We start from the raw sequence: 26,217 nt of genomic DNA, 5'->3' as shown, positions 1-26,217 counted from the left end.
TGGTGCTTTTTACATATTTTCACGCGCCGGGGCGGGACCAGACCATGAGAAAAAAAGCACCGCTCGACCGAGCCGCACAAAAACCTAATCAGTTGATGGCAAACATGCATCGTTGGAAATTTTCTGTCCTGGCGGCTGCGGCCGTAGCGTCGGTCGGCTTTTACGCTGGCGATGCCTCCGCTCTGGCGCTGGGTCGCATCACCGTGCAGTCTGCCCTGGGTGAGCCTCTGCGCGCCGAAATCGACTTGCCCCAGATCACTCCGGCCGAAGCCGACACCCTGCGCGCCACCACGGCCACCCCGGAAGTTTTCCGTGCCCAGGGAATGGAATACACGCCAACGATCAACAACCTGCGGATCCAGCTACAGCGGCGCCCCGATGGCAGCGCCGTGCTGCGCCTGACGAGTGATCGTCCGGTGAACGATCCCTTCCTGGACCTGGTGCTGGATGCCAACTGGGGCTCGGGCCGTATCGTGCGCAGCTACACGATGCTGTTTGACCCGCCAGCACTGCGCCGCGCTGCGCCGAGTGTGACGGCGTCCCCCCAGATCTCAGCACCTGCGGCACAGCAGACGCCTGCAGTGCGCGCCCCGGCCGCCCCGCGCGCCAGCGAATCTCCCGCTGCGGCAGCCCCTGCTACCCAGCCAGCGCCACGCCCGGCAGCAGCCCCCCGCGCCACGCCCACTGACGGCGTGAAGGTGCAGGCTGGTGACACGGCAGGCCGCCTTGCGAACACCTATCGCCCAGCCAGCGTCTCTCTCGATCAGATGCTGGTCGCCATGATGCGAGCGAACCCCGATGCCTTCATTCAGGGCAATGTCAACCGCCTCAAGGCTGGCGCAGTGCTACAGATGCCCGACGAAGCCACCGCGCAGGCGACACCAGCTCCAGAAGCTCGCCAGATTCTTGCCGCCCAGGCCCGGGACTTCAACGAGTTCCGCCGCAAGCTGGCAGGCGCAGCCCCCACCACCGCCGTGGCTGCCGCCGAGCGCTCCGCGTCGGGCACGGTGCAGACCCGAGTAGAGGACAAGAAGCCTGCGACGACCGCGCCCGACAAGCTCACGCTGTCCAAAGGCTCTGTCAAAGGCCAGAAAGCGGCCGAGGATCAACTCGCCAAGGACAAGCAAGCCGGCGAAGCGGCCACGCGGATGGCGGAACTGTCCAAGAACATCACGGACCTGAACAAGCTGGGCGCGGCATCTGCGACCGCTGGCAGTGCCGCGCCTGCGGCGGCCGGTAGCGCCAGCGCCCCTGCCGGTGTGGCCGTGCAGGCCCCTGCTGTCCCCGCCACGCCCACGGCACCCGCCATGCCGGAAACCCCGGCATCCGCCCCGGTGACCGCAGCCAGCGCTCCGGTAGCAGATGCCGCCGTTCCCGCAGAAGCAGCTTCCGAACCCGCCTCTACACCGGCTCCTGTAGCGTCGGCTCCCGCAGCCCCTGTGCGAGTGCCTGCACCGGCTCCAGCCCCCGTGGAAGAGCCGAGCTTCCTGTCCGGCCTCATGGACGACCCGATACTTCCCCTTGCTGGTGGCGGCCTGCTGGCCCTGTTGCTTGGGTACGGCGCGTACCGCGTCGTTCAGCGTCGCCGCCAGAGCGGCGGTGTAGACAGCTCGTTCCTGGAAAGCCGCATCCAGCCCGACTCGTTCTTCGGTGCCAGCGGTGGACAGCGTGTCGATACCGCCAACAGCGAAATGACAACCGGCTCGTCCATGGCCTACTCGCCCAGCCAGCTGGATGCGGGCGGCGATGTGGACCCGGTGGCAGAAGCCGATGTGTACTTGGCTTACGGCCGTGACCTGCAGGCCGAGGAAATCCTGAAGGAAGCCATCCGCCACAACCCAGCCCGTGTATCCGTCCATGTAAAGCTTGGCGAAATTTATGCCAAGCGCCAGGACCGCAAGGCGCTGGAAGCCGTGGCGGGAGATGTGTTCAAGCTGACACAGGGCGAAGGGCCGGACTGGAACCGCATTGCTGAACTGGGCCGCGATCTGGACCCTGATAACCGGCTGTACCAGCCTGGTGGCCGCCCCGGCATGGCCGAGGATGAATCCCCATCGCTGCCCCCAGGGGGTTTCCCAAGCACCTTCACAGGTGCAGGCAACGCCGCAGCCTCGGCGGCACTCCCCCCGGATCTTGATCTGGACCTCGACCTGGATCTGCCCGACGACGCACTGACCGACGCTCCCTCAGTGGCACCAGCGCCTCCAGGCGGATTTGCCGCTGCGGCCGCCGCTGCTGCGGCTGCAGGTGGAGTCCGCCGCGCCACCGATGCAGACGAACCGCAAACACTGCGGCCCGAGTTTGATTTGCCAGAGCTGCCATCTGCAACGGCCCCTGCCTGGGGCGGTCAAGATACTGCGCCCGGCCCGGTCATGGCCCCTCCGCCCGTGGCCAACCTGGACTTCCCGAGCGCAGACGATCTGAGCATGGCACCCTCTGGCCCCATACCCCTGGCAGGCGATGCCAAGGATTCCGGCCCTATGGAATTTGACCTGGGCGAACTGTCACTCGATCTGAACGCACCATCCAAGCCCATGGCTGCCCCTGCCGCCAAGGCACCGGCTCCAGCACCAGAGTTTGTTGACGATGGCTCGGCGGCAGCGCAGGATGATCCACTGGCCACCAAGCTGGCACTGGCTGAAGAGTTCAACGCCATTGGCGATACCGACGGCGCACGCACACTGATTGAAGAGGTGGTGGCAGAGTCCAGCGGGGCACTCAAGACCCGGGCCCAGCGCATGCTGGCTGAACTGGGCTAATGCAGCCCCTTCCCCCAGGCCACCCCATGACGCGGGTGGCGCTGGGTGTCAGCTACAACGGACAGACCTACAGCGGCTGGCAAAGCCAGCTGTCTGGCAATACGGTTCAAGACAAACTCGAAGCGGCCCTGGGCCGCTTTGCCACGCACCCTGTCAGCACCTTGTGTGCGGGTCGCACGGACGCAGGGGTGCACGGACTGATGCAGGTGGTGCACTTCGACACGCCACTCCAACGCCCGCCCTCGTCGTGGGTCCGTGGTACCAACACCTTTCTTCCTGCCGATATCGCCGTGCAATGGGCGCAGCCCGTGCCGCATGATTTTCACGCCCGTGCGAGCGCCGTAGCGCGGCGCTACGCGTACGTGCTGCTGCAATCGCCCGTGCGTCCCAGTGTGGATGCAGGACGTGTGGGCTGGGTTTACCACCCGCTGGACCACGATGCGATGCGGCAAGCTGCAGACCAGTTGCTGGGGGAACATGACTTCACCTCATTCCGCGCGTCGGCGTGCCAAGCGAAATCTCCTATCAAGACCCTGCAGCGCATCGATATTGTCCGCCGTGGCCTGAACGCGCCCCACCCGGAACTGGGCTGGAGCCCCTGCTACTGGCGTTTCGAATTCGAGGCCAACGCCTTCCTGCACCACATGATCCGCAACATCATGGGCTGCCTGATTGCCATTGGCCAAGGCAACCAGCCCCCTGGGTGGATCACCGAAGTGCTAGCCGCCAAGTCACGCGACGCCGCGGCGCCGACGTTTTCACCGGATGGGCTGTACTTTCAAGGGCCAATCTATGACGCCAGCTGGGGACTGCCCCAACGCACGGCTGCGTATGATTGGTTGCCATGAATGCTGATAAGTACACCCCCACGCTCCCCGCTTCGCGCACCCGCATCAAAATCTGCGGCCTGACCCGCGAGCAGGACGTGGATGCCGCCGTGGCGGCAGGTGCGGATGCGGTTGGATTTGTGCTCTACGCCCCCAGCCCCCGCGCCGTGACACCCGAACGCGCTGCACAACTGGCCAAGCGCCTGCCGGCTTTTGTCACCCCGGTTTTGCTGTTCGTGAACGAATCCGCTACTAATGTGATAGCTGCTAGCGCTTTGATAGCGGGCGCTACCATCCAATTTCATGGTGATGAATCCCCACAGGATTGCCTGGACGCCACCCACCAGGGCGCGCGGCCCTACCTGCGAGCGGCACGAATTCCCCTGGGCGACGGTGCAGCCAGCTTCGACCTCGTAAAATACGCCCACGATTACTCTCACGCCCAAGCCATCCTGCTCGACGCCCATGTCGAGGGTTTTGGCGGCAGCGGCAAGGCATTCAATTGGTCACTCCTTCCACCAAGCGTCAGCTCTCACCTCGTTTTGTCTGGTGGACTCACGCCTGCAAACGTGACCGATGGCATTTTGCAAGTCCGTCCGCGTTGCCACACGCTGGCGGTTGATGTCAGTTCCGGCGTCGAGGCCGATGGGCCCGATGGAAAGCCCATCAAGGGCATCAAGGACGCCATGAAGATCCAACGCTTCGTTGCCGCCGTGCGTGCGGCCGATGCACAACTTGCAAAGAACCCCCATGAATTCCTATCAGCAACCTGATCCCTCGGGCCACTTCGGCCCTTACGGCGGCAGTTTCGTCAGCGAAACCCTGACCCACGCCATCCAGGAACTGCGCGAGGCCTACGCCCGCTACCAGCACGAACCCGCGTTTCTGGCCGAGTTCCACTACGAACTCAAGCACTTCGTGGGCCGCCCCTCTCCCGTCTACCACGCAGCCCGCACCAGCCGCGAAATGGGTGGCGCGCAGATCTACCTCAAGCGCGAGGACCTGAACCACACCGGCGCCCACAAGATCAACAACGTGATTGGCCAGGCCATGCTCGCCAAGCGCATGGGCAAGCCCCGCGTGATCGCCGAAACCGGCGCTGGCCAGCACGGCGTGGCAACGGCCACCATTTGCGCACGCTATGGGCTCGAATGCGTGGTGTACATGGGTGCTGAAGACGTGAAGCGCCAAAGCCCCAACGTGTACCGCATGAAGCTGCTGGGTGCCACGGTGGTACCCGTGGAATCTGGCAGCAAAACGCTGAAAGACGCGCTCAACGAAGCCATGCGCGACTGGGTGGCCAATGTGGACAACACCTTCTACATCATCGGCACGGTGGCAGGCCCGCACCCCTACCCGATGATGGTGCGCGACTTCCAGAGCGTGATCGGCAAGGAATGCATCGAGCAGATGCCCGCGATGCTGGCTGAACAAAAGGTGATCGGCGGCCAGCCCGATGCCGTGATCGCCTGCGTAGGCGGCGGCAGCAACGCCATGGGCATCTTCCACCCCTACATTCCGTTTGAAAAGACGCGCCTCATTGGCGTGGAGGCGGCGGGCGAGGGGCTGGAGTCGGGCAAACACTCGGCGTCACTGCAAAAGGGCAGCGCGGGCGTCTTGCATGGCAACCGTACCTTTATCCTGCAGGATGACAACGGCCAGATCACCGAAACCCACAGCATCAGCGCGGGGCTGGACTACCCCGGCGTGGGCCCGGAGCACGCCTGGTTGCAGGAAATCGGGCGTGCCGAGTACGTCGGCATCACCGACAAGGAGGCGCTGGAGGCCTTCCACTACCTGTGCCGCACCGAAGGCATCATCCCCGCACTCGAATCCAGCCATGCCGTGGCCTACGCAATGAAGCTGGCCAAAACCATGCGCGCAGACCAGTCGATCCTGGTCAACCTGTCGGGCCGGGGCGACAAGGACATTGGCACCGTGGCCGACCTCAGTGGTGCCGACTTTTACTGTCGCCCCAGTTGCCAGGGGCAGTCCGTCAAGGGCGCAGAGCAACCCGTCAAGGTGGTCAAATGAGCCGCATCGAAGCAACTTTCTCCGCCCTCAAGGCCCAGGGCCGCAAGGCGCTGATTCCCTATGTGACCGCTGGTTTCCCGTTTGCCGACATCACCCCCGCCCTCATGCACGGCATGGTGGAGGCCGGTGCCGACGTGATCGAGCTGGGCGTGCCCTTTTCCGACCCCATGGCCGACGGCCCCGTCATCCAGAAGGCGGGCGAAAAGGCCCTCAGCCTGGGCATTGGCATGGTGCAGGTGCTGGACCACGTGCGCGAATTCCGCAAGCGCAACAGCACCACGCCGGTGGTGCTGATGGGCTATGCCAACCCCGTGGAACGCTACGACCAGAAGCACGGCGCAGGCGCCTTTGTGCGCGACGCCGCAGCCGCGGGCGTGGACGGCGTGCTCATCGTGGACTACCCCCCCGAGGAGTGCGAAGCCTTCGCCGCCAGTTTGCGGGAGCACGGCATGGACCTGATCTTCCTGCTGGCCCCCACCAGCACGGACGAGCGCATGGCCCAGGTGGCCCGCGTGGCCAGCGGCTATGTGTACTACGTGTCGCTCAAGGGCGTGACCGGCTCGGGCGCGTTGGATACGGCTGCCGTGGAGCAGATGCTGCCCCGCATCCGCCAGCATGTGCAGATCCCCGTGGGCGTGGGCTTTGGCATCCGTGACGCCGCCACCGCCCAGGCGATTGGCAAGGTGGCCGATGCCGTGGTCATCGGCAGCCGCATCATCCAGCTGATTGAAGACCAGGAGCATGCCAAGGTGGTCCCCCTGACGGTGGACTTTCTTCGCGGGGTGCGCAAGGCACTCGACGCATAATGCTGCCCGGCGCGCACCTTGTGGTGTGCGCCCTCATTTCACTCCAGGCCTGCGCCCAGGACGTCTACCGGCTCCGCTTGCAGGTCTTGCCACTGAAGAGGAAAACACCATGTCCTGGCTCGAAAAACTCCTGCCCTCCAAGATCCAGCAAACCGACCCTACCGAGCGCCGCCAGGTGCCCGAAGGCCTGTGGATCAAGTGCCCGAGCTGCGAAACGGTGCTCTACAAGGCCGATCTGGAACACAACCAGAATGTGTGCCCCCACTGCAGCCACCACCACCGGATTGGCGCGCGCGCACGGTTGAATGCCTTTCTGGACGCTGAAGGCCGCTACGAAATCGGCCAGGAAGTGCTGCCCGTGGATGCCCTCAAGTTCAAGGACAGCCGCAAGTACCCCGAACGCCTGAAAGAAGCCCTGGAAAACACGGGCGAGACCGATGCCCTCATCGTCATCGGTGGCGCGGTCAAGAGCATCAACGTAGTTGCCGCCTGTTTTGAATTCGACTTCATGGGCGGCTCCATGGGATCGGTGGTCGGCGAGCGTTTTGTGCGCGGCGTGGAAACCGCCATCGAGCAGAAAGTGCCCTTCATCTGCTTTACCGCCACCGGTGGTGCACGCATGCAGGAAGGCCTGCTGTCATTGATGCAGATGGCCAAGACCAATGCAGCGCTGACCCGCCTGGCCAAGAAGGGCCTGCCGTACATCAGCGTGCTGACCGACCCGACCATGGGCGGCGTGAGCGCCGGCTTTGCCTTCGTGGGCGACATCGTGATTGCCGAGCCCAAGGCCCTGATCGGCTTTGCCGGCCCGCGCGTGATCGAATCCACCGTGCGCGTGACGCTGCCAGAAGGCTTCCAGCGCGCCGAGTTCCTGCAGACCAAGGGCGCCGTGGACTTCATCTGCGACCGCCGCGAGCTGCGCAACACCGTGGCCAGTAGCCTGGCCATGCTGCAGCGTTTGCCCGCTGACGCAGTGATGTAACGCAAGCAGGTGGTGGCATGCGCAAAACCTCTTGCAGAGGTGATGCGCCGCTTCAGCACCTCCAAATAGCTTCACTATTGATAGCTATTAGCGCTTGATAGATAAGCGCTAGAGGTCAATTTGACTGACATTTTCAGTGTCAGAAACAATTTGCTGTGCAATGCACGCAGCCAAGGAGACTGGCGCGGCCCCCACCAGAGACGGCAAGCAAGGGCCGCCCCGCAGCGAAGCCGTCGTCCCCCTGGGGGGAAGGCGCCGAAGGCGACGACTCAGGGAGGCACCTCCAGCGGGGCTACCTCATGACGCTGGCCTGCAAATGGCCCAGCACAATCATCGCCACCTGCAGCAAGACCAATGCCGCCAGCGGCGACAGGTCGATACCGCCCACCAGCGGGATGACGCGGCGAAACGGCCGCAGGATGGGCTCGCACAGCCGGGCGATCACATCCGAGAGCGGGGACCGCGCCTGCACCCACGACATCACGGCATAGACGATCAACAAGCCAATCAGCCCCGACACTGCCACACGCGCCAGCCCAAACAATGCCAGCCACGGCAGCCAGGCCCATGCCGAGGCGGCGCCCAACAACAGGGTCAGCAAAAAGTATTGCGCCAGCTGCAGCAGCACGGCCGCTACGAGGCTCGACACATCCCAACGCCCCACCGGCGGGATCACACGGCGCAGCGGCATGATGAGCCAGTCCGTCAGTGCAAAAACCAGACCGCCGACAGGGTTGGAAAACGGTACCCGCTGCCATTGCATATACAGGCGCAGCAGGCACGCCCCCGTGAGCAGGCCACCAACAACGTCAAGCAGGAAAGAGGCGATCTGGTAGAGCATGGATGAGACAAAATAAGGGGCCGCTGCGAAAGCAGGCTGCGCCATGGGATGATAGCGAGCCAAGGTATTCCCCCATTCATGACACAACCCCTCACCCTGTCATCCTTGCCCCTTTTCCCCCTGGGGTCCGTGCTGTTCCCGGGCGGCCTGCTGGCCCTGCGCGTGTTCGAAGTGCGCTACCTGGACATGGTGCGCAAGTGCCACCAGGCGGGTGCACCCTTTGGCGTTGTCGCCCTCACGCAGGGCCGCGAAGTGCGCCAGGCAGGCGCCCCCGAAGAGCAGTTCAATGATGTGGGCACCCTGGCCGTCATCGAGCAGATCGACACCCCGCAGCCTGGCCTGATCACCCTGCTGTGCCGTGGCAGCCAGCGCTTTCGCATCACCCAGCGCAGCCACCTGCCCCATGGCCTGTGGATTGCCGATGTGGGGCACATCGACCAGGATCTGACGGTGCCGATCCCCGAAGACCTGAGAAAGGCATCGACAGCGCTCGCCCAGGTGCTGCACACCCTGAAGCAGCGAGACCCCGACACTCCGACTGCGATTGTCCCCACGGCAGCCCAGCTGGACGACTGCGGATGGGTGGCCAACCGCTGGTGCGAGCTTTTGCCGGTGCCCCTGGAACTCAAGCAGCGCCTGATGGAGCTGGACAACCCGCTGGTGCGGCTGGAACTGGTGGGCGATGTCCTTGAGCGGACCGGGATTGCGCCCACGCAATGAGCCGCCGAATCACTGCTGCCCCACCCTTCCCCCCCAGCCCATGCTGAACCGCATCCTGGGCTGGTCACGCGCAGCCAAACGCCTCGTGGTGGTGGCCATGGACATCTGCCTGGGCCTGATCGCCATGTGGCTCGCCTTCACACTGAGGCTGGAAACACCCCACTGGCCCTCAGGCATGCAGTGGCTCGCGTATGCATTGGCCCCCGCCCTCGCCTTTCCCATTTTTGCCAAGCTGGGGCTGTACCGCGCCATCTTCCGCTATACGGGGATCACCGCACTCATCACCACCGGCAAGGCCGTGGCCATCTATGGAACCCTTCTACTGGGCTGCCTGCTGGCGGCCCAATGGGAGGGCGTACCCCGCAGCGTCGGCATTCTGCAGCCCCTGCTGTTCATGCTGCTGGTGGGGGCCAGCCGCGCACTGGGGTGGCTGGCGCTGGCAGGGCGCAGCAGCCATGCGTCTTACCGCCTGCTGATCTACGGCGCCGGCAGCGCGGGCGCCCAGACGGCGGCGGGGCTGGGCAGCATGCACCAGTACTTGCTCCAGGGTTTTGTGGACGACGACGCCAGCAAGATCGGGCGCAGCATCAATGGCGTGCGCGTGCACTCCCCCCAGGCGCTGCCCGAGGTCGTGCGCCGCCTGGACATCACGGATGTGCTGCTGGCGCTGCCCAGCACCACGCGCGAGCGCCGGCGGCAGATCATCGAAAGCCTGCGTGAATTGCCCGTGCGGATACGCACGCTGCCCGGCCTGTCCGACCTGGCCAGCGGGCGGGTCACGGTCACCGACTTCCAGGACCTCGAAATCGAAGACCTGCTGGGCCGGGAGCCGGTGGCCCCGGACCCCGGACTGCTGGGGCGCAATCTGGCGGGCACCGTGGTCCTGGTTACCGGAGCGGGCGGCAGCATTGGCAGCGAGCTGTGCCGTCAGATCGTGCGTGAAGGGCCGCGCCAATTGCTGCTCGTGGACCACAGCGAATACGCGCTGTACTCCATCCACCATGAGTTGGCGGCGCTGGCAGACCAAGGCGAGCACGCATGTGCGCTGGTGCCGCTGCTCGCCAGCGTCACCCACAGGGAGCGCATGGCAGACATCTGCCGGCAATACCGGCCCACCTCCATCTACCATGCGGCGGCCTACAAGCACGTGCCCATGGTGGAGGCCAATGCGGGCGAAGGCATTTTGAACAACGTCTTTGGCACCCTGCACATGGTGCAGGTGGCGCTGGAGTGCGGCGCCAGCCATTTCGTGCTGATTTCCACCGACAAGGCCGTGCGCCCGACCAACATCATGGGCGCCACCAAGCGTGTGGCGGAAATGGTGTTGCAAGCCATTGCAGCGTCGCAGCGCCCTCCCTTCGCACCCCTTGCCGAAAGCCCGCCCGCCTGGACCTGCCCCACCCGCCTGTCCATGGTGCGCTTTGGCAATGTACTGGGCTCCAGCGGCAGCGTGATACCGCTGTTTCGCAAGCAGATTGCAGCCGGCGGCCCCATTACGGTGACGCACCCAGATGTCACGCGCTATTTCATGACCATTGCCGAAGCCGCCCAGCTGGTACTGCAGGCAGGGGCGATGGCCGAGGGCGGCGACGTGTTCCTGCTGGACATGGGCGAGCCACTGCAGATTCTGGACCTTGCAGAGCGCATGGTGGCCCTGTCGGGATTGACCGTGCGCGACGATCGGCACCCTGAAGGAGACATCGAAATCGTTTTCACAGGGCTGCGGCCGGGTGAGAAACTTTTCGAGGAACTGCTGATTGGAGACAATCCCTTCCCCACCGACCACCCCCGCATCCTGCGGGCGCGTGAAGAATACCGACCCTGGGAGGAGCTGCAGACCTTGCTCCAGGCACTGCAGAAGGCAGCCCATGCCGGCGACCCCATCGCCATGACCGCTCTGCTGCGACAGCTGGTGCCTGGCTACCACCCCGAAACGCAACCCGTACTGCCATGAAGTCGGGACTTGTACGGGCAACGCTGACCCTGCTCACGGGAAGCGTTGCAGCCCACGCCATCCCGCTGGTGCTGGGCCCGGCGCTCACACGCCTCTACAGCCCTGAAGCCTTCGGACAGTTTGCACTGCTGTGGGCGCTGGCCACCAACCTGGCGGTGGTGGGCTGCGCCCGTTATGAATTCGCACTGCCCCTGGAAAGCACCGAGCTGCGCGCCGCCCAGCTCATGGCGTTGTGCGCACGCATTTTGCTCGCTGTGACCGCTGCATCCGCCGCAGCCGGGGCCGTGCTCCTGCTGTGGCAAGGCATGCCGATGGCCTGGGCGCTGCCATTGGCGGTGTTCGCAGGCGGCGCTGTGCAATGGCTCACGCTGTGGGCAACGCGGTCGCAGCGCTTTGGACTGCTGTCGGCGGCCAGGCTGCTGCAGCAAGGCGGCGGCGCCATCCTGCAACTGCTGTTCGGATTCATGAAGGCTGGCCCGCTGGGCCTGGTGCTGGGAGCCACGGTGGCCAGCCTGGGTGCGGCATGGATGCTGGCCAGACCAGCCCCGGCGGGTGGCTGGACGGGTTTGTGGCGCCAGCCGTTTTCCTTACTCCGGTCCATGGCGCAACAGCACCGGGACTTTCCGTTGCTCAACACACCCCACGCTTTCATGGGTGCGCTGCAGGACACCCTGACCCTGGTGCTGGTGACGGCATGGTCAGGGGATGCCGCAGCGGGATTCTGGGCGCTGGCGCTGCGCTACCTCAAGGCACCAGCAACCCTCATCGGCGGAGCCCTGTCGCAAACCCTGTACCCTCGTCTCCTCCAGGCCGGTGGCCCTGACGAGGCGCGTAAGCTGGTGCGCCGGGCCATGCTGGGGCTTGCCGTCCTGGCGTGCCCGCTGGTGGTAGTCCTGCTCACATGGGGCCCGGACATCTTTACCCTGGCCTTTGGAGCCCAGTGGGCAGGAACTGGGGAGCTGGCCCGAGCCATCGCGCCGTACATCGCCGTGCATTTCATGGCATCGCCCCTTGCGGTGGTCACCATGGCCTGGAGTGCACAGGCCTGGGCGCTGCGCCTGGCATTGATTGGACAATGCCTGTTTTTTGTGGGCCTGCTGCTGGGTCTCCATCTGGGCGGGCTGACCGGCGCCGGATGGGGCGTGTCAGCGAGCATGCTGGCCTACTTTGCCTACTATTTCTGGGCGCTGGCAAACTGGAAGGATATTCCCCATGAGAGCCGTGCTTAACCGCTGGCGCCGCCGCCTCTGGCAAGCGCTGTTCTACCGCATGGTGTTCGGGGAAAGCGACCACCTGGGCCGCAACCTGCCCCACACCCGCATTGCCCCCAGCACCTGCATCGAAGGCGCCGAGGGGCTGCGGCTTTCCGACCACGTCTTTATTGGGCAATTCAACTTCATCGACGCCACGGCGGGCCTGCAGATTGGGCAAGGGGCTCAGATCACCAACTTTGTCAGCATCGTGACGCACAGCTCCCACCGCGCCATTCGCCTCCTGGGCAACGACTACGCAGTCCACGAAGGCCCCAAGCCTGGCTACATCAGCGCACCCGTGGAGATCGGTGCCTACACGTTCATCGGCCCCCACAGCCTGATCGAAGCGGGTACACGCATCGGCAAGGGAGTAGTGGTGTGCGCCTATGCGCAGGTGCGCGGTGAGGTGCCCGACTTCGCCATCGTGGCCGGGGCCCCGGCGCGCCAGATTGGCGACGTGCGCGAACAGGACGAGCGCCTGCTGTTGCAGCATCCAGAACTGCGCCCCCACTATGAATCCTGGACACGGGCAAGCTGACATGGCCACACACCTGTGCCTGCTGGGCGATGCCACCAGCCCCCATGTCCAGCGATGGGCGCGGGAGATGCTCCAGCGCGGCTACCGCGTTTCGCTGATCACGGCCCGCCCCGCGTCCATCGATGGCGTCACCGTGCGGGCCATCCGGCCTGTGCACCGCTCGCTCGACTGGCTGTTCCGTGTCCGGGAAACCAGGCGCCACGTGGCCGAACTGGCCCCCGACCTCCTCCACGCCCACTACATCACTTCCTATGGCTATCTGGCCGCACGGGGCGGCAAATATCCGCGGGTGATGACTGCATGGGGCAGCGACCTGCTGGTCACCCCCAGCAAAAGCGCGTGGATGCGCTGGCTGACTGGCTGGATACTGCGCCGGGCCGACCTCATCACTGGCGACTCTGCCAGCCTCATGAGCGCCGTGGCGGATTTCCGCCCGCAATGCCCTGCCGAGGAAATTCACTGGGGTGTGGAACTGCAGCGCTTTCGACCCGCTCCCTGGAAGCTCAAGCGAGGCAGCCAACTGGTGAGCCTGCGCGCCTGGGAACCCAACTACAACATCGACACCATCATCGAAGCGTTCGCCCTTCTGCAGGCGCGGTTGCCTTCGGCCGACCTGCGCTTGCACCTGCTCGGAGGAGGCAGCATGGAAAGCGCCCTGCGCAGTCAGGTGCACAAGGCGCAGCTGGAAAACAAGGTGCAGTTCCACGGCCGACTCGATGACGCCGGCATGGCCCGGGTACTGGGCGAAAGCAAGATATCTGTGTCGGTACCCAGCAGCGATGCAACATCGGTCGCCATGCTGGAGAGCATGGCGTGTGGCCTCGCGGTGGTGGCGAGTGACCTGCAGGCCAACCGGCACTGGATCGACCCGCAGTGGCTGGTTGCAGCCGGAGATGCCGCAGTGCTCGCCGCCCGGCTGGAAGCTCTCATCGGCAACGACGCCCTGGCGGAACAAGCCGGCCGGCAAAATGCCGCCCGCATCGCCCGGGACGGAGACCGCGCAGTACAAATGAACCGCATGCACGCGCTGTACCAGCAACTGCTCCGCACACCTTGAAACCCATGCCCGAAGGCCTTGAATTGGACAACCTGATCAGCGTGATCGTGCCGTGCCGCAACGAGCGCCAGCACATCGACGCTTTCTGCGACTCAGCCCTGCGCCAAGAACTGCCCGCAGGCTGGCGCATGGAAGTGCTGATTGCAGACGGTGAAAGCGATGACGGCACCCGCGAGCACCTTCTGCAGCGCTGTTCTGCAGACCACCGGCTCGTCCTGGTGGACAACCCCGGTCGCATTGTCTCCACCGGGCTCAACGCCTGCATTGCCCGCGCGCGGGGCGGCACCATTGCCCGCATGGACGTGCACAGCCAGTTTGCCCCCGACTACCTTGCGCAGTGCATCCAGGCGCTCGAACGCACCCGCGCCGACAACGTGGGCGGCCCATGGGTCGCCCAAGGAACCGGCCCCACCGGGGCCGCCATCGCCGCCGCCTTCCAGTGCCGCTGGGTGGTGGGCGGCGCGCGGTCGCGCGATATGCAATACGAAGGCGAGGTGGATACCGTCTACCTGGGATGCTGGCCCCGCAGCGTGTTTGACCGGTTCGGGCTGTTTGACGAAGCCTTGGTGCGCAACCAGGACGACGAGCACAACCTGCGCATGCGCCTGGGGGGTGCTCGCATCTGGCAGAGCCGGCGCATCCATTCCACCTACCACCCGCGCAATTCGCTCCGGCACCTGTTCGCGCAACAGCGGCAATACGGTTACTGGCGGCCTTTTGTGATGCGCAAACACGGGCAACCAGGCTCCGTGCGGCAGCTGGTACCTGCAGCTTTTGTGGCTGCCGCCGTGGCCAGCGCCGCCGTCTTGCCCTGGTCTGCCTGGCCGCTGGCCGCACTGGGCATCGCCTATACGGGGTATCTTCTGGCGGCATCGGTGGCGGCAGCCCGATCGGCCCGCAACCGGGGGCTGCTGCCCCGCCTCCCGGCGACGATTGCAGCGTTTCACGTGGGCTACGGCCTGGGCACCTGGCGCGGGCTGTGGGACATTGCACGCTCGCGCGCACCTTCGTCCGACTTTGCACGCATCACGCGATGACCGACAACGAACCCCAGGCCGTCAAGGCCCGCTACGCGAGGCGCGATGCTGCGGTCGACGAGGCCCGCTACAGCCTGTATGCCAATGCGGCGGCGCTGCAGGCGCAGCAAGAGCGCCTGCGTGCCATGGCACGGATCTGGCAGGCCCACGGCTGGAGCAGCCTGGCCCACCGGCCGATGCTGGAAGTTGGTTGTGGAAGCGCGGGCAATCTGCACGACCTGGTGCGGCTGGGCGCCACGCCCGCTTGCCTGACGGGCCTGGAGCTTCTTCCCGAACGCGCCGCCGCAGCGCGCGCCTCGCTGCCAGCAGGTGTGTCTATTGTCGAAGGTGATGCCGCCTTGGCCCCGGTGCAACCGGCCAGCCAGGATGCCGTGCTGGCGTTCACGCTCTTCAGCTCCTTGCTCGACGAAGACTACCGCCGCCATCTGGCCCACGTGATCTGGCAATGGGTTGCGCCCGGCGGCGGCGTGCTGGTCTACGATTTTGTCGTCAACAACCCGGCCAACAGCGATGTGCAGGGCATTCCACTGCGCGAACTGAGCATCCTGTTTCCAGAGGCACAGATACACTCCCGCCGCGTTACTTTGGCACCTCCGCTGGCGCGGCGCCTGCCCGCCCCAGCGATTGCGCCAGCGTCCGCACTGCTCTGGTTTTTGCGCACCCACCGCATTACCTGGGCTGTGAAGCCGCACTGAGCGCGGCCTCGCTCTGGCCCTTTTAGCACGCACCACAATACCCATGAACTCCGCCACCGACCTGCCTTTTCTCCCGTTCGCCCGCCCCGACATCGGGCCGGCAGAAATCGATGCTGTCAGCGCGGCCATGCGCTCGGGGTGGGTCACGACCGGGCCCAAGACCAAGGAGTTCGAGCAGGCATTCACCGCCTTCCTGGGCGGCTGTGGTCTGCAGAGCATCGCCGTCAACTCTGCCACGGCGGGCCTGCACCTTGCGCTGGAAGCACTCGGCATTGGTCCCGGCGACGAAGTGATCGCGCCCACACTGACCTTCACCGCCACCGTGGAAGTGGTGCGCTACCTGGGCGCCGACCCGGTGCTGGTGGATGTGGACCCGGTGACCCTCAATATCGACCCGGCCAAGGTACGCGCGGCCATCACGCCCCGCACAAAAGCCATCATGCCCGTGCACTACGGGGGCCTGGCCTGCGACATGGACGCCATCCTGGCCATCGCCAAGGAACACCAGCTCAAGGTGGTGGAAGACGCAGCCCATGCCTTGCCCACCACCTGGCGCGGCACCCTGGTGGGGCAACTGCAGTCCGATGTCACGGTGTTCAGCTTCTACGCCAACAAGACCATCACCACCGGAGAAGGCGGCATGGCCGTCACGCACGACCCGGCGCTTGCGCAGCGCATGCGCACCATGCGGCTGCACGGCATGAGCCGCGATGCATTTGACCGCTTCACCTCCAAAACGCCGGCCTGGTACTACGAGGTGGTGGCACCCGGTTTCAAATACAACATGACGGACGTTGCCGCCGCCATGGGGGTGGAGCAACTGGCACGGCTGCCGCAGTTCGTGCAGCGGCGCCAAGACCTGGCAACCCGCTACCACGAACAGCTGGAGCCCCTCCCCCTGACCTTGCCAGCCACTGCACCACCAGGCGACACCCATGCGTGGCACCTCTATGTGATCCGGCTGCGGGCGGACGCGCCGCTGGTGCGTGACGAGGTCATCCAGGCGCTGTCGGACCGGGGCATTGGCACCAGCGTGCACTATGTGCCGCTGCACCGGCACCCGTACTGGCGCGACCGGTACCAATTGACACCGGCCATGTTCCCTCAGGCCGACGCAGCCTACCAAGCCATGATCAGCATCCCCTTGTTCACCGCCATGAGTGACAGCGACCAGGAGCGCGTGATTGCTGCGCTGCACGAGGTGCTGGGCTGACATGCCCAAGCGGCTGTTCGACCTGTGTTTTGCCGCCCTCGGGCTGCTGCTGCTCGCGCCCGTGCTGCTGGCCGTGGCACTGTGGGTGGTGTGGGATTCTCCGGGCCCAGCACTCTTTCGCCAACAGCGCGTGGGCCGCGCAGGCAGGTTGTTCCGCATCTACAAGTTCCGCACCATGCACCCGCGCGCCGAAGCCTCGGGCCCGGCGATTACCGTAGGAGCCGATGCCCGCATTACCCGGGCGGGCCACTGGCTGCGGCGCACCAAGGCCGATGAGCTGCCGCAGCTTTTCAACGTGCTTCTTGGCCATATGAGCCTTGTCGGCCCCCGGCCTGAGGTGCCGCACTATGTCGCGCTCTACCCGGAATCCGTGCGGGAACTGGTGCTCAGCGTCCGACCCGGCATCACGGACCGCGCCTCCATCGAATTCCGCGACGAAAGCACCTTGTTGGGCCACAGCAGCGATCCAGAGCGCACTTATGTGGAACAGATCCTGCCCATCAAGCTCCGCTACGCCGCCGAGTACGCCCGCTCGCACACGCTTTGGAGCGATCTGAAGATCCTCGCAGGGACAGCATCCGCGCTGTGGAGCGACCGCCCGTCCAAGGGCTAAGAACCTGTCAGCAACACATAGCCGATAAAATGAGGGGTTTGGCTGAACCCAGCCCCCAAATTTCACGCCCCCGCACCGACGGCACCTATGTCAGACCAAAACCACGCCCCCGCTCCCCAGGACGAAAACCAGCTCATCGCCGAGCGCCGCGAAAAGCTCCGCGCTCTGCGCGAGGCCCAGGCCAACGGCGGTGGCGTTGCCTTCCCCAACAACTTCAAGCCAGGCCACAAGGCTGCCCAGTTGCACCTGGAGCACAGCGCTGCCACGAACGAGTCCCTGGAGGCCTCGCCGGTAAATGTCTCGGTGGCCGGCCGCATGATGCTCAAGCGCGTCATGGGCAAGGCCAGTTTTGCCACGGTGCAGGACGGGTCGCTGGGCGAAGTGGGCGGGCGCATCCAGCTTTATGTGACCCGCGATGCCGTGGGCGAAGACCTGTACGCCGCCTTCAAGCACTGGGACCTGGGCGACATCGTGGGCGCCGAAGGTACGCTGATGAAGACCAAGACCGGCGAACTTTCGGTCAAGGTGACCGGCCTGCGCCTCTTGACCAAGAGCCTGCGCCCCCTGCCCGACAAGTTCCACGGCATGGCCGACCAGGAGCAGAAATACCGCCAGCGCTATGTGGACCTGATCACCGACGAGCAGGCCCGCAAGCGCTTCATGGCGCGCAGCAAGGCAGTGAGCAGTCTGCGCGAGTTCATGGTGAGCCACGGCTTCCTCGAAGTCGAGACGCCCATGCTGCACCCGATTCCGGGTGGCGCCAACGCCAAGCCGTTTGTCACGCACCACAACGCGCTGGAGCAGGAGATGTACCTGCGCATCGCCCCCGAGCTGTACCTGAAGCGCCTGATCGTGGGCGGTTTCGAGCGAGTGTTCGAGATCAACCGCAGCTACCGCAACGAAGGTATCTCGGTGCGCCACAACCCCGAGTTCACCATGATGGAGTTCTACGCGGCGTACTGGAACTACCTGGACCTGATGGACTTCACCGAGACCTTGATCCGTGAAGTCGCACTGAAGGCCACAGGCTCGCTGCAGATGACCTACCAGGGCCGTGCGGTGGACCTGACGCAGCCGTTTGCCCGCCTGACGATCCGCGAAGCCATATTCCAGTACACCGAGGCCGGCGCCCATGTGGACGACGCCGCCTGGCTCATCAGCGCCCTGAAGAAGCTGGGCCTGAACGAAGAAAAGAACAAGCTGTCCACGCGGTCGCTGGCCAGCCTGCAGGTGCTGTACTTTGAAGAAACGGTGGAAGACAAGCTCTGGATGCCCACCTTCATCATGGAGCACCCCACCGAGATTTCGCCCCTGGCGCGTGCCAACGACACCCGCCCCGAGGTGACGGAGCGCTTTGAGCTGTACATCACCGGCCGCGAGTTCGGCAATGGCTTTAGCGAACTGAACGATGCCGAAGACCAGGCCGCGCGCTTTCACGCCCAGGTGGCCGCCAAGGACAGCGGCGACGACGAAGCCATGTTCTACGACCATGATTTTGTGCGCGCGCTGGAATACGGCATGCCTCCCACGGGGGGTTGCGGCATTGGCATTGACCGCCTGATGATGCTGCTGACCGACAGCCCCAGCATTCGCGACGTGATCCTGTTCCCGGCGCTGCGCCGCGAGTCCTGAGTCGCACGCCCCGGATGCACTCGGGGTACCCCGGACCCGCCCTTTGACGGCCCCAAGGAGACACCCCGTGCCCTTCAGCTCCAGCAATGCACCCTACCCGGCCAGCCAGCCCTTGCCCTCGGGCAATGCTTTTTCGGTGCTGGTGGTGGAAGACCAGGGTTCCGTCCGCGCTGCGCTGGTGGCCGAGCTGCGGCGGGCGGGCGTGTCGGACATCTTTGAGGCACCCGAGGGCAACGCCGCCCTGCAGCTGTTCAAAACCCACCGTCCAGATCTGGTGCTGCTGGACATCCGGCTGCCCGGCCAGGACGGCTACTGGGTGGCCCAGCAGATGCGCGCCAGCGAAGCCGGGGACTGGACGCCCATCATCTTTCTGTCGGGCCTGGACAACGAACTCGACGTGTGGCGTGGCATTGAGGTAGGGGGCGACGACTACCTCGTCAAACCCGTCAAGCCCATTGTGCTGATGGCCAAGCTGCGCGCCATGCGCCGGCTGCTGGACATGCGCCGCAGGCTCGTCTCCGTGTCGGCCGAGTTGCATCTGGCCAACCAGCGGCTCAACGAAATGGTGGAAATCGATGCGCTCACGGGCCTGGTCAACCGCCGGGGGTTTGACCGCATCCTGCACAACGAGATCCTGGCCGCACGCCGCGAAGCGACGCCGCTCACGCTGATGCTGTGCGATCTCGACCACTTCAAGCTCTTCAACGACGCCAGCGGGCATGTGCAAGGCGATGCCTGCCTGAAGGAAGTAGGCCGCCTGCTGCGCGAGGTGTGTGTGCGCCCGCGTGACATCGCCTCGCGCTACGGCGGCGAGGAATTCGCCCTCATCCTGCCCAACACGCCACGCTCGGGCGCCATGACCTTCGCGCGCGCCCTGGGGCAGCTGCTGAAGGTGCGCGCCATTCCGCATGCGGATTCACCGCTGGGCGACACGCTGACGCTGTCAGGCGGCATTACCACCTGTGTGCCCGACGACAGCACCAACGCGGAAAGCATGATCATGCGGGCCGACCAGGCCCTGTATGCCGCCAAGGCGCAGGGCCGCAACCGCTTTTTCAGTTTTGAAATGCAGATGGATACCGTGGAGCAATTGCGCAATTGAGTTTCTTTTCTGCCTTCTCGTTTTACGCCACCGAGCGCAACGCCCGCTCCGCCGTTTCGCGGATGCAGGTTCTGAAAACCCGGCTTCCCGACTGGGTACAGGACTGGCTCGAAGTCATCATCCCCGGCACGCAGATCCTGCTGATCCTCTTTGTCGCCTGGCTGCTGCAACGGGTGCTGCGCCGCATCGTGCGCCGTGCCAGCGCGCACTACCAGGTGCCCGACGAGCTGGTGGTGCCCATGAACGGGCTGATCCGCTGGTTCATCGTGGCCAGCGCCCTGCTGCTGGTGCTGGAGCGCATGGGGGTTTCGGCCACCGTGCTCTGGACCGCGTTCACCGGGTTTGCCACCGTGGGGGCCGTGGCCTTTTTCGCGGCCTGGAGCGTGCTCTCCAACCTGTTTTGTGCGCTGCTGATCTTCACCGTGCGGCCTTTCCGGATTGGTGACTACATCGAAGTGCTGGACACCGCCGAAAAACCCGGTGCCAAGGGACGCGTGGTGGACATCAACCTGCTCTACACCACGCTGGAGGACCATGGCGCAGCGACGGGCCAGGTGGCCTGGCTGCAGATTCCGAATGCGCTGGTGTTTCAGCGCGTGGTGCGCAGATTTCAAGGGGTGCCACCACCCCCTGCGCCCCCCGCCCATGCCAGCGTTGCGGATGCCACAGAGAGTGCACCGGCAGCCCCGCCGCCGGTCACGCCAGGACCCTTCAACACGCCATAGTGAGAAAAGTCGGGAGAGCCGCACTGGGTGGCCTTGCACAAGGCCACGCGCTCTCGGCGGTTCAGGGCAGCAGGTCCAGCGCCTGCAGGTAGGCGGGTTGGTACATCAGGTCGTCCCAGGCCTGCGGCAGGGTTTCCGGCAGCAGCGCTAGGCGGCGGGACTCGCTGTCCACACTCGGCTGCCAGCGGCCCTGCTTCTGGGCCTTTTCCAGGCCATCGATGAGTTCATCCACGGCCTTGCCATCACCCACGCTCTGGTTGCACAGCAGTACCAGGTCACAACCTGCCTCCAGCGCCGCCACGGCCGCGTCGGTGTAGCTGACCACCTGGCCGTCCAGGCGCCGTGCACCTTCCATGCTGAGGTCGTCGCTGAAGATCGCGCCGTCAAAACGCATCTGGCGGCGCAGGATGTCCTGCAGCCAGCGCTGCGAGAAACCTGCGGGACGGCTGTCGACCTTGGGGTAGATCACATGGGCCGGCATCACGCTGGTGAGCGTGCTGCTGAGCCAGGGGTACGGCGCGGCATCGTCAGCCAGGATGGCCTTGAGGCTGCGCTTGTCCACCGGCACCTCGGTGTGCGAATCGGCCTTGACGAAGCCGTGGCCGGGAAAGTGTTTGCCGCAGTTGGCCATGCCGGCCTGCAGCAGACCATGCATGAGACTCTTGGCGAGCAGCGCCACCACACGCGGGTCGCGGTGAAAGGCGCGGTCGCCGATCACACAGCTTTCACCCCAATCGATGTCCAACACGGGCGTGAAGCTGAAGTCCACGCCGCAGGCGCGCAGTTCGCTGCCCAGCACATAGCCCGCGGCCGTGGCGGCATTGGTGGCTCGCAGGGCGCCGCTGCCGGCAATGGCCTTGGCACCCTTGCCGTCGTCCATCCACAGCTCGCCCAGGGCGCGCATCGGCGGCACGTGCGTGAAGCCGTCGGTGCGAAAGCGCTGCACGCGCCCGCCTTCATGGTCCACGCAGATCAGCAGGTCGTCACGCACGGCCTTGATGCTGCTGGTCAGCTGCAGCAGCTGTGCGCGGTTTTCCCAGTTGCGGGCAAACAGGATCACGCCGCCGGTCAGCTGGTGGGCCAGGCGGCGGCGGTCGGCAGCGGTCAGCTCAAGGCCTGCCACGTCGAGAATGAGGGGGGCGTGTTCGGTCATGGTGTGTTGGCTCAAACTCAAAAATGCTATTCAAACAATAGCTACCAGCGCTTATCTATCAAGCGCCAGAGCCTATTTTTATTCAGATTTCTCTACCACACAGAAGCTGGCGGCGTAGTCGGTCTCGTCGGTCACGCTGAGGTGCACCTTCAGCCCTTTGGCATCGAACCATTCCTTGAGCGCCCCGTGCAACACGATGACCGGCTGGCCGGATGGCAGCTTGGCGACCTCGCAGTGGCGCCAGGTCATGGGCATGCGCATGCCCAGGCCAATGGCTTTGCTGAACGCTTCCTTGGCAGAGAACCGCGTGGCCAGGTAGCGCAGGCCCCGGTCGGGCCAGCGGCTGCTCCTCTCGCGCCAGGTGGCCAGTTCGCCGTCGGCCAGCACCTTCTGGGCAAAACGCTCGCCGTGGCGCTCCAGGCTTGCCGCGATGCGGCGCACGTCGCAGATGTCGGTGCCAATGCCGTAGATCATGTTTTATTGAATCAAATTGGCTGCTTGCGCTTATCTATCAAGCGCAAGCAGCTATCAAATCAGGGGTTATCTACCTGTGTCGCAAAACCCGACCGGATGCAGCCCAGGTAGGCCAACACCGTGGCGGCATAACCCAGCTCCAGCGCGTCGGCAATGAGGGCGTGGCCAATCGAGACCTCCAGCACGCCGGGCACCTCGCCCACAAAGGCGGCAAGGTTGTCGCGGTTGAGGTCGTGGCCCGCGTTCACGCCCAGGCCTGCATCCAGCGCGGCCTGGGCGGCGGCGGCGTAGCGTTTGAGCTCAACCTCCTGCTGCGGCGTGCCCCAGGCGGCGGCATAGGGCTCGGTGTACAGCTCCACCCGGTCGGCGCCCACCGCCTTGGCGGCCGCCATCTGTTCGGGCACCGGGTCCATGAACAGGCTCACGCGCACGCCCAGTGCCTTGCACTCGGCAATCAGCGGCGCCAGACGCTCGGCATCCTGCGGAAAGCTCCAGCCGTGGTCGCTGGTGAACTGGTCTTCGCTGTCGGGCACAAAGGTCGCCTGGTGCGGGCGAGCCTCGCGGATGAAGTCCATCAGGTTCTGAGATGGATTGCCCTCGATGTTGTATTCGCGGTCGGGCCAGGCCTTCATCAGCGTTGCCAGCTCGAACACATCCTGGCTGCGGATGTGCCGCTCGTCGGGCCGGGGGTGCACGGTGATGCCCTGCGCGCCGGCCTGCAGGCACAACTCGGCCGCGCGGGTAACGCTGGGAATGCCCAGATGGCGCGTATTGCGCAACAAGGCGACCTTGTTGACATTGACCGAGAGGGCCGTGGCGTGGGAGGCTTGGGATGTGCGTGAGGTCGGGTTCATAGGGCCTGCAGATCGATCATGAGCTGGCGGGTGCGCAGCGTCGGGCTGCCGCAATGGTATTGCAGCACGGCGCGCAACTGGGGCTTGAGTTCGGTGGCCACGGGTGCGCAGGCCCGCAAGGTGGCGGTGTAGCTGGCGGTTTCGTCGTCCAGCGCATGCTGCAGGGCTTGCCACTGGCTGCCCAGCAAACCCGCACGGTCGGAGGAAGATGCCGTGCGCAGCCCGCCCTCGGGCACCAGGGCATAACGGGTACCCGCATGGAGCGGCGCGAGGGTCATGGTCTGCACATCCAGGCTGGGCAGCAAGCCGATCTCGCGCAGCAGCAGGAGTTCGAAGCTGCGCAGCACAGGCTCCAACGCATCGCCGTGTTCGCTGGCCAGCACGCGCACCACACCGGCATAGACGTCGAACAGGGCCGCGTGCGGATCGGCGCGCGCCAGCAGGCGCAGCAGTAGCTCGTTGAGGTACATGCCCGACAGCAGGGCATCGCCGGTGGGCATCACATGGCCACCGACCCACTCCGCACCTTTGAGGGTGTGGATGTCCGCGCTGCCGTCGCCCGCCGGACTGTAGGTGAGCAACAGTGGCTGCAGCGGCAACAACACGGGGCGGAAGTTGGAGGTAGGCTTCTTGGCGCCCTTGGCCACCAGCGCCACCCGGCCCTGGCGTCGGCAGAAGACTTCCAGGATCAGGCTGGACTCGCTCCAGTCGTAGCTGTGCAGCACGAAGGCGGGTTCATCAGAAATGCGCTTGGCAGCAGCCACAGTGGATCAGCAGTGGGGTTCAGTGTCGGTCAGGCCGGAAAACACGGAGGCTGTGGCAGGGCAATGGCCCCGCCGGATGGGCTGGCGCCCACCACGCGCCCGGACTTACTCGTAGCCAAACGAGCGTACACGGGCCTCGTCGTCCGCCCAGCCGGACCGCACCTTGACCCACAACTCCAGGAAAACTTTGGCGTCCATGAGTTTTTCCAGCTCTTGCCGCGCTTCGGTGCCGATGCGCTTCAAGCGCTCGCCCTTGTCGCCAATCACCATCATCTTGTGGTTGTCGCGCTCGACCACGATGGTGGCTGCGATCTTCACCAGGCGTTTGTGCTGCTTGCTGGCTTCTTCCTCAAACTTGTCGATCACCACAGTCGAGGTGTAAGGCAGTTCGTCGCCCGTGAAGCGGAACAGCTTTTCGCGCACCGTCTCCGAGGCCAGGAACTTCTCGCTGCGGTCCGTCAGCTCGTCTTCGCCGTACCACCAGCCTTGCTCGGGCAGGTACTTGGCGCAGATGCCAAAAAGGCGCTCGATGTCGCCCTTGTTCTTGGCCGACATGGGCACGAACTCGGCAAACGGATGGCGCTCCTGCATGCTCTTGAGCCAGGGGGCCAGCTCCGCACGGCGGTGCACCATGTCGAGCTTGTTGGCCAGCAGCAGCGTGGGAATGCCGGGCTTGAACAGCGACAGCACCTTGGCATCGGCCAGCGTGAAGTTGCCCGCCTCGACCACGAAGAGGATCAGGTCCACGTCGCCAATGGCGCCCATCACGGTCTTGTTGAGTGACTTGTTGAGCGCCGTGGCGTGGCGCGTCTGGAAACCCGGCGTGTCCACGAAGATGAACTGCGTCTGCTCGCGCGTGCGGATGCCAGTGATGCGGTGCCGCGTGGTCTGCGCCTTGCGCGAGGTGATGCTGATCTTCTGCCCCACCAGGGCGTTGAGCAGCGTGGACTTTCCCACGTTGGGCTTGCCCACGATGGCGATCACGCCACAGCGTTGGCCTGGCACGGCGGCAGGGGAGCCTGCTGCCGCCAGCATGGCTTCGAGGTCATTTTGCACTCCAGCGCTTTCTTGGCCTTCGTCACCCGCTACATCTTTGGTAGCATCATTCATAATTTCTTTGCTTTCAATGTGACCAGCATGGCGGCTGCAGCTGCCTGTTCGCCCGCCCGGCGGGAGCCGCCGATACCACGTTCGGTGAGGCCCAGTTCGGGAATATCGCACTCGACGTCGAAGGTCTGGCGGTGCGCCGCGCCCACTGTGGCGACGACCTTGTACTGCGGCAGCTTCATTTTGCGGCCCTGGAGCAACTCCTGCAATGCGGTCTTGGCGTCCTTGGACGCTGCCTGCATCTGAGGATTGATCTCCACCCCCTGAAAAAGGCGGTGCACCAACGCTTCGGCACTCGTGTACCCGGCATCCAGGTACACCGCGCCGATCAGTGCCTCCAGCGCATCGGCCAGGATAGACGGGCGCTGCTGGCCGCCCGATTTGGACTCCCCCTCCCCCAAACGCAGCACCTCGGAAATCTTGAGGCCCAGAGCCAGCTGGTGCAGGGTGTCCTGCTTGACGAGGTTGGCACGCACGCGGGACAAATCGCCTTCTGGCAATGCCGACAACTGCCGATAGAGCAGGCTCGCGACCGCCAGATTCAAAACGGAATCACCCAGAAACTCCAGCCGCTCATTGTGGTCGGCCGAAAAACTGCGGTGCGTGGTGGCGCGCTGGAGAAGTGATGGATCGGAAAAAACATGCTGCAGGCGAGCCTGCAGCGTTTGAAGGCCGGGGTGCACTAGTTGGTCTGTCCTTCAAAGCGATATACAAGATATGCCGGGCCTGCCAGCGCAATCTCGCGGGAATACTTATAGGAAACCACGATCTTGTTGTCACCACGCTTGGCAATTTCCAGATCCTTGCCCTGGATAGAGCTAATGTTGTCAATCGCTCCGGCACGATCAAAAATAGCTCGAACCTCCGGGACCGTGGAGGCTTCCTTGGCGGCTTTGTTCGCAGCCTTGCTGATCGCCTGGTACTCCAGAAAAATCGGGACAGACTGCCCGCCAATCGCAAATGCAGCCACCGCGATCAACCCGATGAACACCACGCCAATGAATGACATGCCACGTTGCCGAAATGGGCTGCTGGAACGATTGATATGCATGTTTTTCCCCTCCAATGTTCTAAAAA

At 64.8% G+C, this 26,217-nt stretch carries 26 protein-coding genes; 18 read left to right on the top strand and 8 right to left on the bottom strand.

Annotated elements, in window-relative coordinates; all coding sequences use genetic code 11:
- Window positions 1-104: 104 nt before the first annotated feature.
- From ASE52_RS13800 to accD, 6 genes are all read left to right on the top strand, one after another.
- Window positions 105-2,759: a FimV/HubP family polar landmark protein gene (locus tag ASE52_RS13800; RefSeq protein ID WP_057227250.1), complete on the top strand. Its 2,655-nt coding sequence runs from the start codon at window positions 105-107 to the stop codon at window positions 2,757-2,759.
- 26 nt (window positions 2,760-2,785) lie between these two features.
- The gene (truA, locus tag ASE52_RS13795) at window positions 2,786-3,607 is read left to right on the top strand and encodes a tRNA pseudouridine(38-40) synthase TruA (protein ID WP_057226825.1); all 822 of its coding nucleotides are present in this window, start codon (window positions 2,786-2,788) and stop codon (window positions 3,605-3,607) included.
- A complete protein-coding gene (locus ASE52_RS13790) occupies window positions 3,604-4,359 on the top strand; it encodes a phosphoribosylanthranilate isomerase (protein WP_057226822.1) in 756 nt (251 codons plus the stop codon). The genes truA and ASE52_RS13790 overlap by 4 nt, the downstream gene beginning before the upstream one ends.
- Window positions 4,337-5,620, top strand: a complete 1,284-nt coding sequence (trpB, locus tag ASE52_RS13785; protein WP_057226819.1) for a tryptophan synthase subunit beta — start codon at window positions 4,337-4,339, stop codon at window positions 5,618-5,620. Before ASE52_RS13790 ends, trpB begins: the two co-directional genes overlap by 23 nt.
- Window positions 5,617-6,426 carry a tryptophan synthase subunit alpha gene (trpA, locus tag ASE52_RS13780; RefSeq protein ID WP_057226817.1) on the top strand — a complete coding sequence of 270 codons (810 nt, stop codon included), beginning with the start codon at window positions 5,617-5,619 and terminating at the stop codon, window positions 6,424-6,426. Before trpB ends, trpA begins: the two co-directional genes overlap by 4 nt.
- 109 nt (window positions 6,427-6,535) lie before the next feature.
- Entirely contained in the window at window positions 6,536-7,408 is an 873-nt protein-coding gene (accD, locus tag ASE52_RS13775) for an acetyl-CoA carboxylase, carboxyltransferase subunit beta (RefSeq protein ID WP_010463787.1), read from the top strand.
- 292 nt (window positions 7,409-7,700) lie between these two features.
- On the opposite strand, the gene ASE52_RS13770 is transcribed toward accD, so the two are convergent.
- Entirely contained in the window at window positions 7,701-8,249 is a 549-nt protein-coding gene (locus ASE52_RS13770; RefSeq protein WP_010463785.1) for a YggT family protein, read from the bottom strand.
- Window positions 8,250-8,327: 78 nt separating this feature from the next.
- Here ASE52_RS13770 and ASE52_RS13765 point away from each other — a divergent pair, with 78 nt between their 5' ends.
- The 12 genes from ASE52_RS13765 to ASE52_RS13710 all read left to right on the top strand — a co-directional run bounded on the left by ASE52_RS13765 (window position 8,328) and on the right by ASE52_RS13710 (window position 20,788).
- Entirely contained in the window at window positions 8,328-8,969 is a 642-nt protein-coding gene (locus ASE52_RS13765; RefSeq protein ID WP_010463783.1) for an LON peptidase substrate-binding domain-containing protein, read from the top strand.
- A 40-nt stretch (window positions 8,970-9,009) separates the two neighbouring features.
- Entirely contained in the window at window positions 9,010-10,923 is a 1,914-nt protein-coding gene (locus ASE52_RS13760) for a nucleoside-diphosphate sugar epimerase/dehydratase (protein WP_057226814.1), read from the top strand.
- Entirely contained in the window at window positions 10,920-12,152 is a 1,233-nt protein-coding gene (locus ASE52_RS13755; RefSeq protein WP_057226811.1) for a lipopolysaccharide biosynthesis protein, read from the top strand. Before ASE52_RS13760 ends, ASE52_RS13755 begins: the two co-directional genes overlap by 4 nt.
- Window positions 12,136-12,714 (top strand): acyltransferase, encoded by a 579-nt coding sequence (locus ASE52_RS13750; protein WP_057226807.1) that lies wholly within the window; start codon window positions 12,136-12,138, stop codon window positions 12,712-12,714. Before ASE52_RS13755 ends, ASE52_RS13750 begins: the two co-directional genes overlap by 17 nt.
- Window positions 12,689-13,771 (top strand): glycosyltransferase, encoded by a 1,083-nt coding sequence (locus ASE52_RS13745; RefSeq protein ID WP_241777002.1) that lies wholly within the window; start codon window positions 12,689-12,691, stop codon window positions 13,769-13,771. The genes ASE52_RS13750 and ASE52_RS13745 overlap by 26 nt, the downstream gene beginning before the upstream one ends.
- Before the next feature lie 5 nt (window positions 13,772-13,776).
- Window positions 13,777-14,808: a glycosyltransferase family 2 protein gene (locus tag ASE52_RS13740; protein ID WP_057226800.1), complete on the top strand. Its 1,032-nt coding sequence runs from the start codon at window positions 13,777-13,779 to the stop codon at window positions 14,806-14,808.
- Window positions 14,805-15,503 carry a class I SAM-dependent methyltransferase gene (locus ASE52_RS13735; protein ID WP_057226797.1) on the top strand — a complete coding sequence of 233 codons (699 nt, stop codon included), beginning with the start codon at window positions 14,805-14,807 and terminating at the stop codon, window positions 15,501-15,503. Before ASE52_RS13740 ends, ASE52_RS13735 begins: the two co-directional genes overlap by 4 nt.
- Window positions 15,504-15,546: 43 nt before the next feature.
- Window positions 15,547-16,716, top strand: coding sequence for a DegT/DnrJ/EryC1/StrS family aminotransferase (locus tag ASE52_RS13730; protein ID WP_198928106.1), 1,170 nt, complete (start codon window positions 15,547-15,549; stop codon window positions 16,714-16,716).
- 1 nt (window position 16,717) lies between these two features.
- Entirely contained in the window at window positions 16,718-17,329 is a 612-nt protein-coding gene (locus tag ASE52_RS13725; RefSeq protein WP_057226791.1) for a sugar transferase, read from the top strand.
- Window positions 17,330-17,416: 87 nt separating this feature from the next.
- Window positions 17,417-18,961 (top strand): lysine--tRNA ligase, encoded by a 1,545-nt coding sequence (gene lysS / locus ASE52_RS13720; RefSeq protein WP_057226789.1) that lies wholly within the window; start codon window positions 17,417-17,419, stop codon window positions 18,959-18,961.
- Window positions 18,962-19,028: 67 nt separating this feature from the next.
- Complete coding sequence (locus tag ASE52_RS13715) at window positions 19,029-20,063, top strand: diguanylate cyclase (RefSeq protein WP_010463761.1); 1,035 nt, start codon at window positions 19,029-19,031, stop codon at window positions 20,061-20,063.
- 62 nt (window positions 20,064-20,125) lie between these two features.
- The gene (locus ASE52_RS13710; protein WP_029414066.1) at window positions 20,126-20,788 is read left to right on the top strand and encodes a mechanosensitive ion channel family protein; all 663 of its coding nucleotides are present in this window, start codon (window positions 20,126-20,128) and stop codon (window positions 20,786-20,788) included.
- 61 nt (window positions 20,789-20,849) lie between these two features.
- Here ASE52_RS13710 and nagZ read toward each other — a convergent pair whose 3' ends face one another.
- The 7 genes from nagZ to ASE52_RS13675 form a co-directional block, all read right to left on the bottom strand.
- Complete coding sequence (gene nagZ, locus ASE52_RS13705) at window positions 20,850-21,941, bottom strand: beta-N-acetylhexosaminidase (protein ID WP_057226786.1); 1,092 nt, start codon at window positions 21,939-21,941, stop codon at window positions 20,850-20,852.
- Window positions 21,942-22,019: 78 nt separating this feature from the next.
- Entirely contained in the window at window positions 22,020-22,415 is a 396-nt protein-coding gene (gene acpS, locus ASE52_RS13700) for a holo-ACP synthase (RefSeq protein ID WP_010463758.1), read from the bottom strand.
- A gap of 59 nt (window positions 22,416-22,474) precedes the next feature.
- The gene (locus ASE52_RS13695) at window positions 22,475-23,269 is read right to left on the bottom strand and encodes a pyridoxine 5'-phosphate synthase (RefSeq protein WP_057226785.1); all 795 of its coding nucleotides are present in this window, start codon (window positions 23,267-23,269) and stop codon (window positions 22,475-22,477) included.
- On the bottom strand, window positions 23,266-24,033 hold the full coding sequence (gene recO, locus ASE52_RS13690) for a DNA repair protein RecO (protein ID WP_057226782.1): 768 nt from the start codon (window positions 24,031-24,033) through the stop codon (window positions 23,266-23,268). The genes ASE52_RS13695 and recO overlap by 4 nt, the downstream gene beginning before the upstream one ends.
- Before the next feature lie 105 nt (window positions 24,034-24,138).
- Window positions 24,139-25,143 carry a GTPase Era gene (gene era / locus ASE52_RS13685; RefSeq protein WP_010463755.1) on the bottom strand — a complete coding sequence of 335 codons (1,005 nt, stop codon included), beginning with the start codon at window positions 25,141-25,143 and terminating at the stop codon, window positions 24,139-24,141.
- The gene (gene rnc, locus ASE52_RS13680; protein ID WP_057226779.1) at window positions 25,140-25,823 is read right to left on the bottom strand and encodes a ribonuclease III; all 684 of its coding nucleotides are present in this window, start codon (window positions 25,821-25,823) and stop codon (window positions 25,140-25,142) included. The genes era and rnc overlap by 4 nt, the downstream gene beginning before the upstream one ends.
- Window positions 25,823-26,191: a DUF4845 domain-containing protein gene (locus ASE52_RS13675; protein WP_057227248.1), complete on the bottom strand. Its 369-nt coding sequence runs from the start codon at window positions 26,189-26,191 to the stop codon at window positions 25,823-25,825. The genes rnc and ASE52_RS13675 overlap by 1 nt, the downstream gene beginning before the upstream one ends.
- Between the last annotated feature and the right edge of the window lie 26 nt (window positions 26,192-26,217).

This window comes from Acidovorax sp. Root275 (assembly GCF_001428965.1).
Lineage (GTDB): Bacteria > Pseudomonadota > Gammaproteobacteria > Burkholderiales > Burkholderiaceae_C > Acidovorax > Acidovorax radicis.
This window is presented reverse-complemented; position numbering and strand designations above follow the sequence as displayed.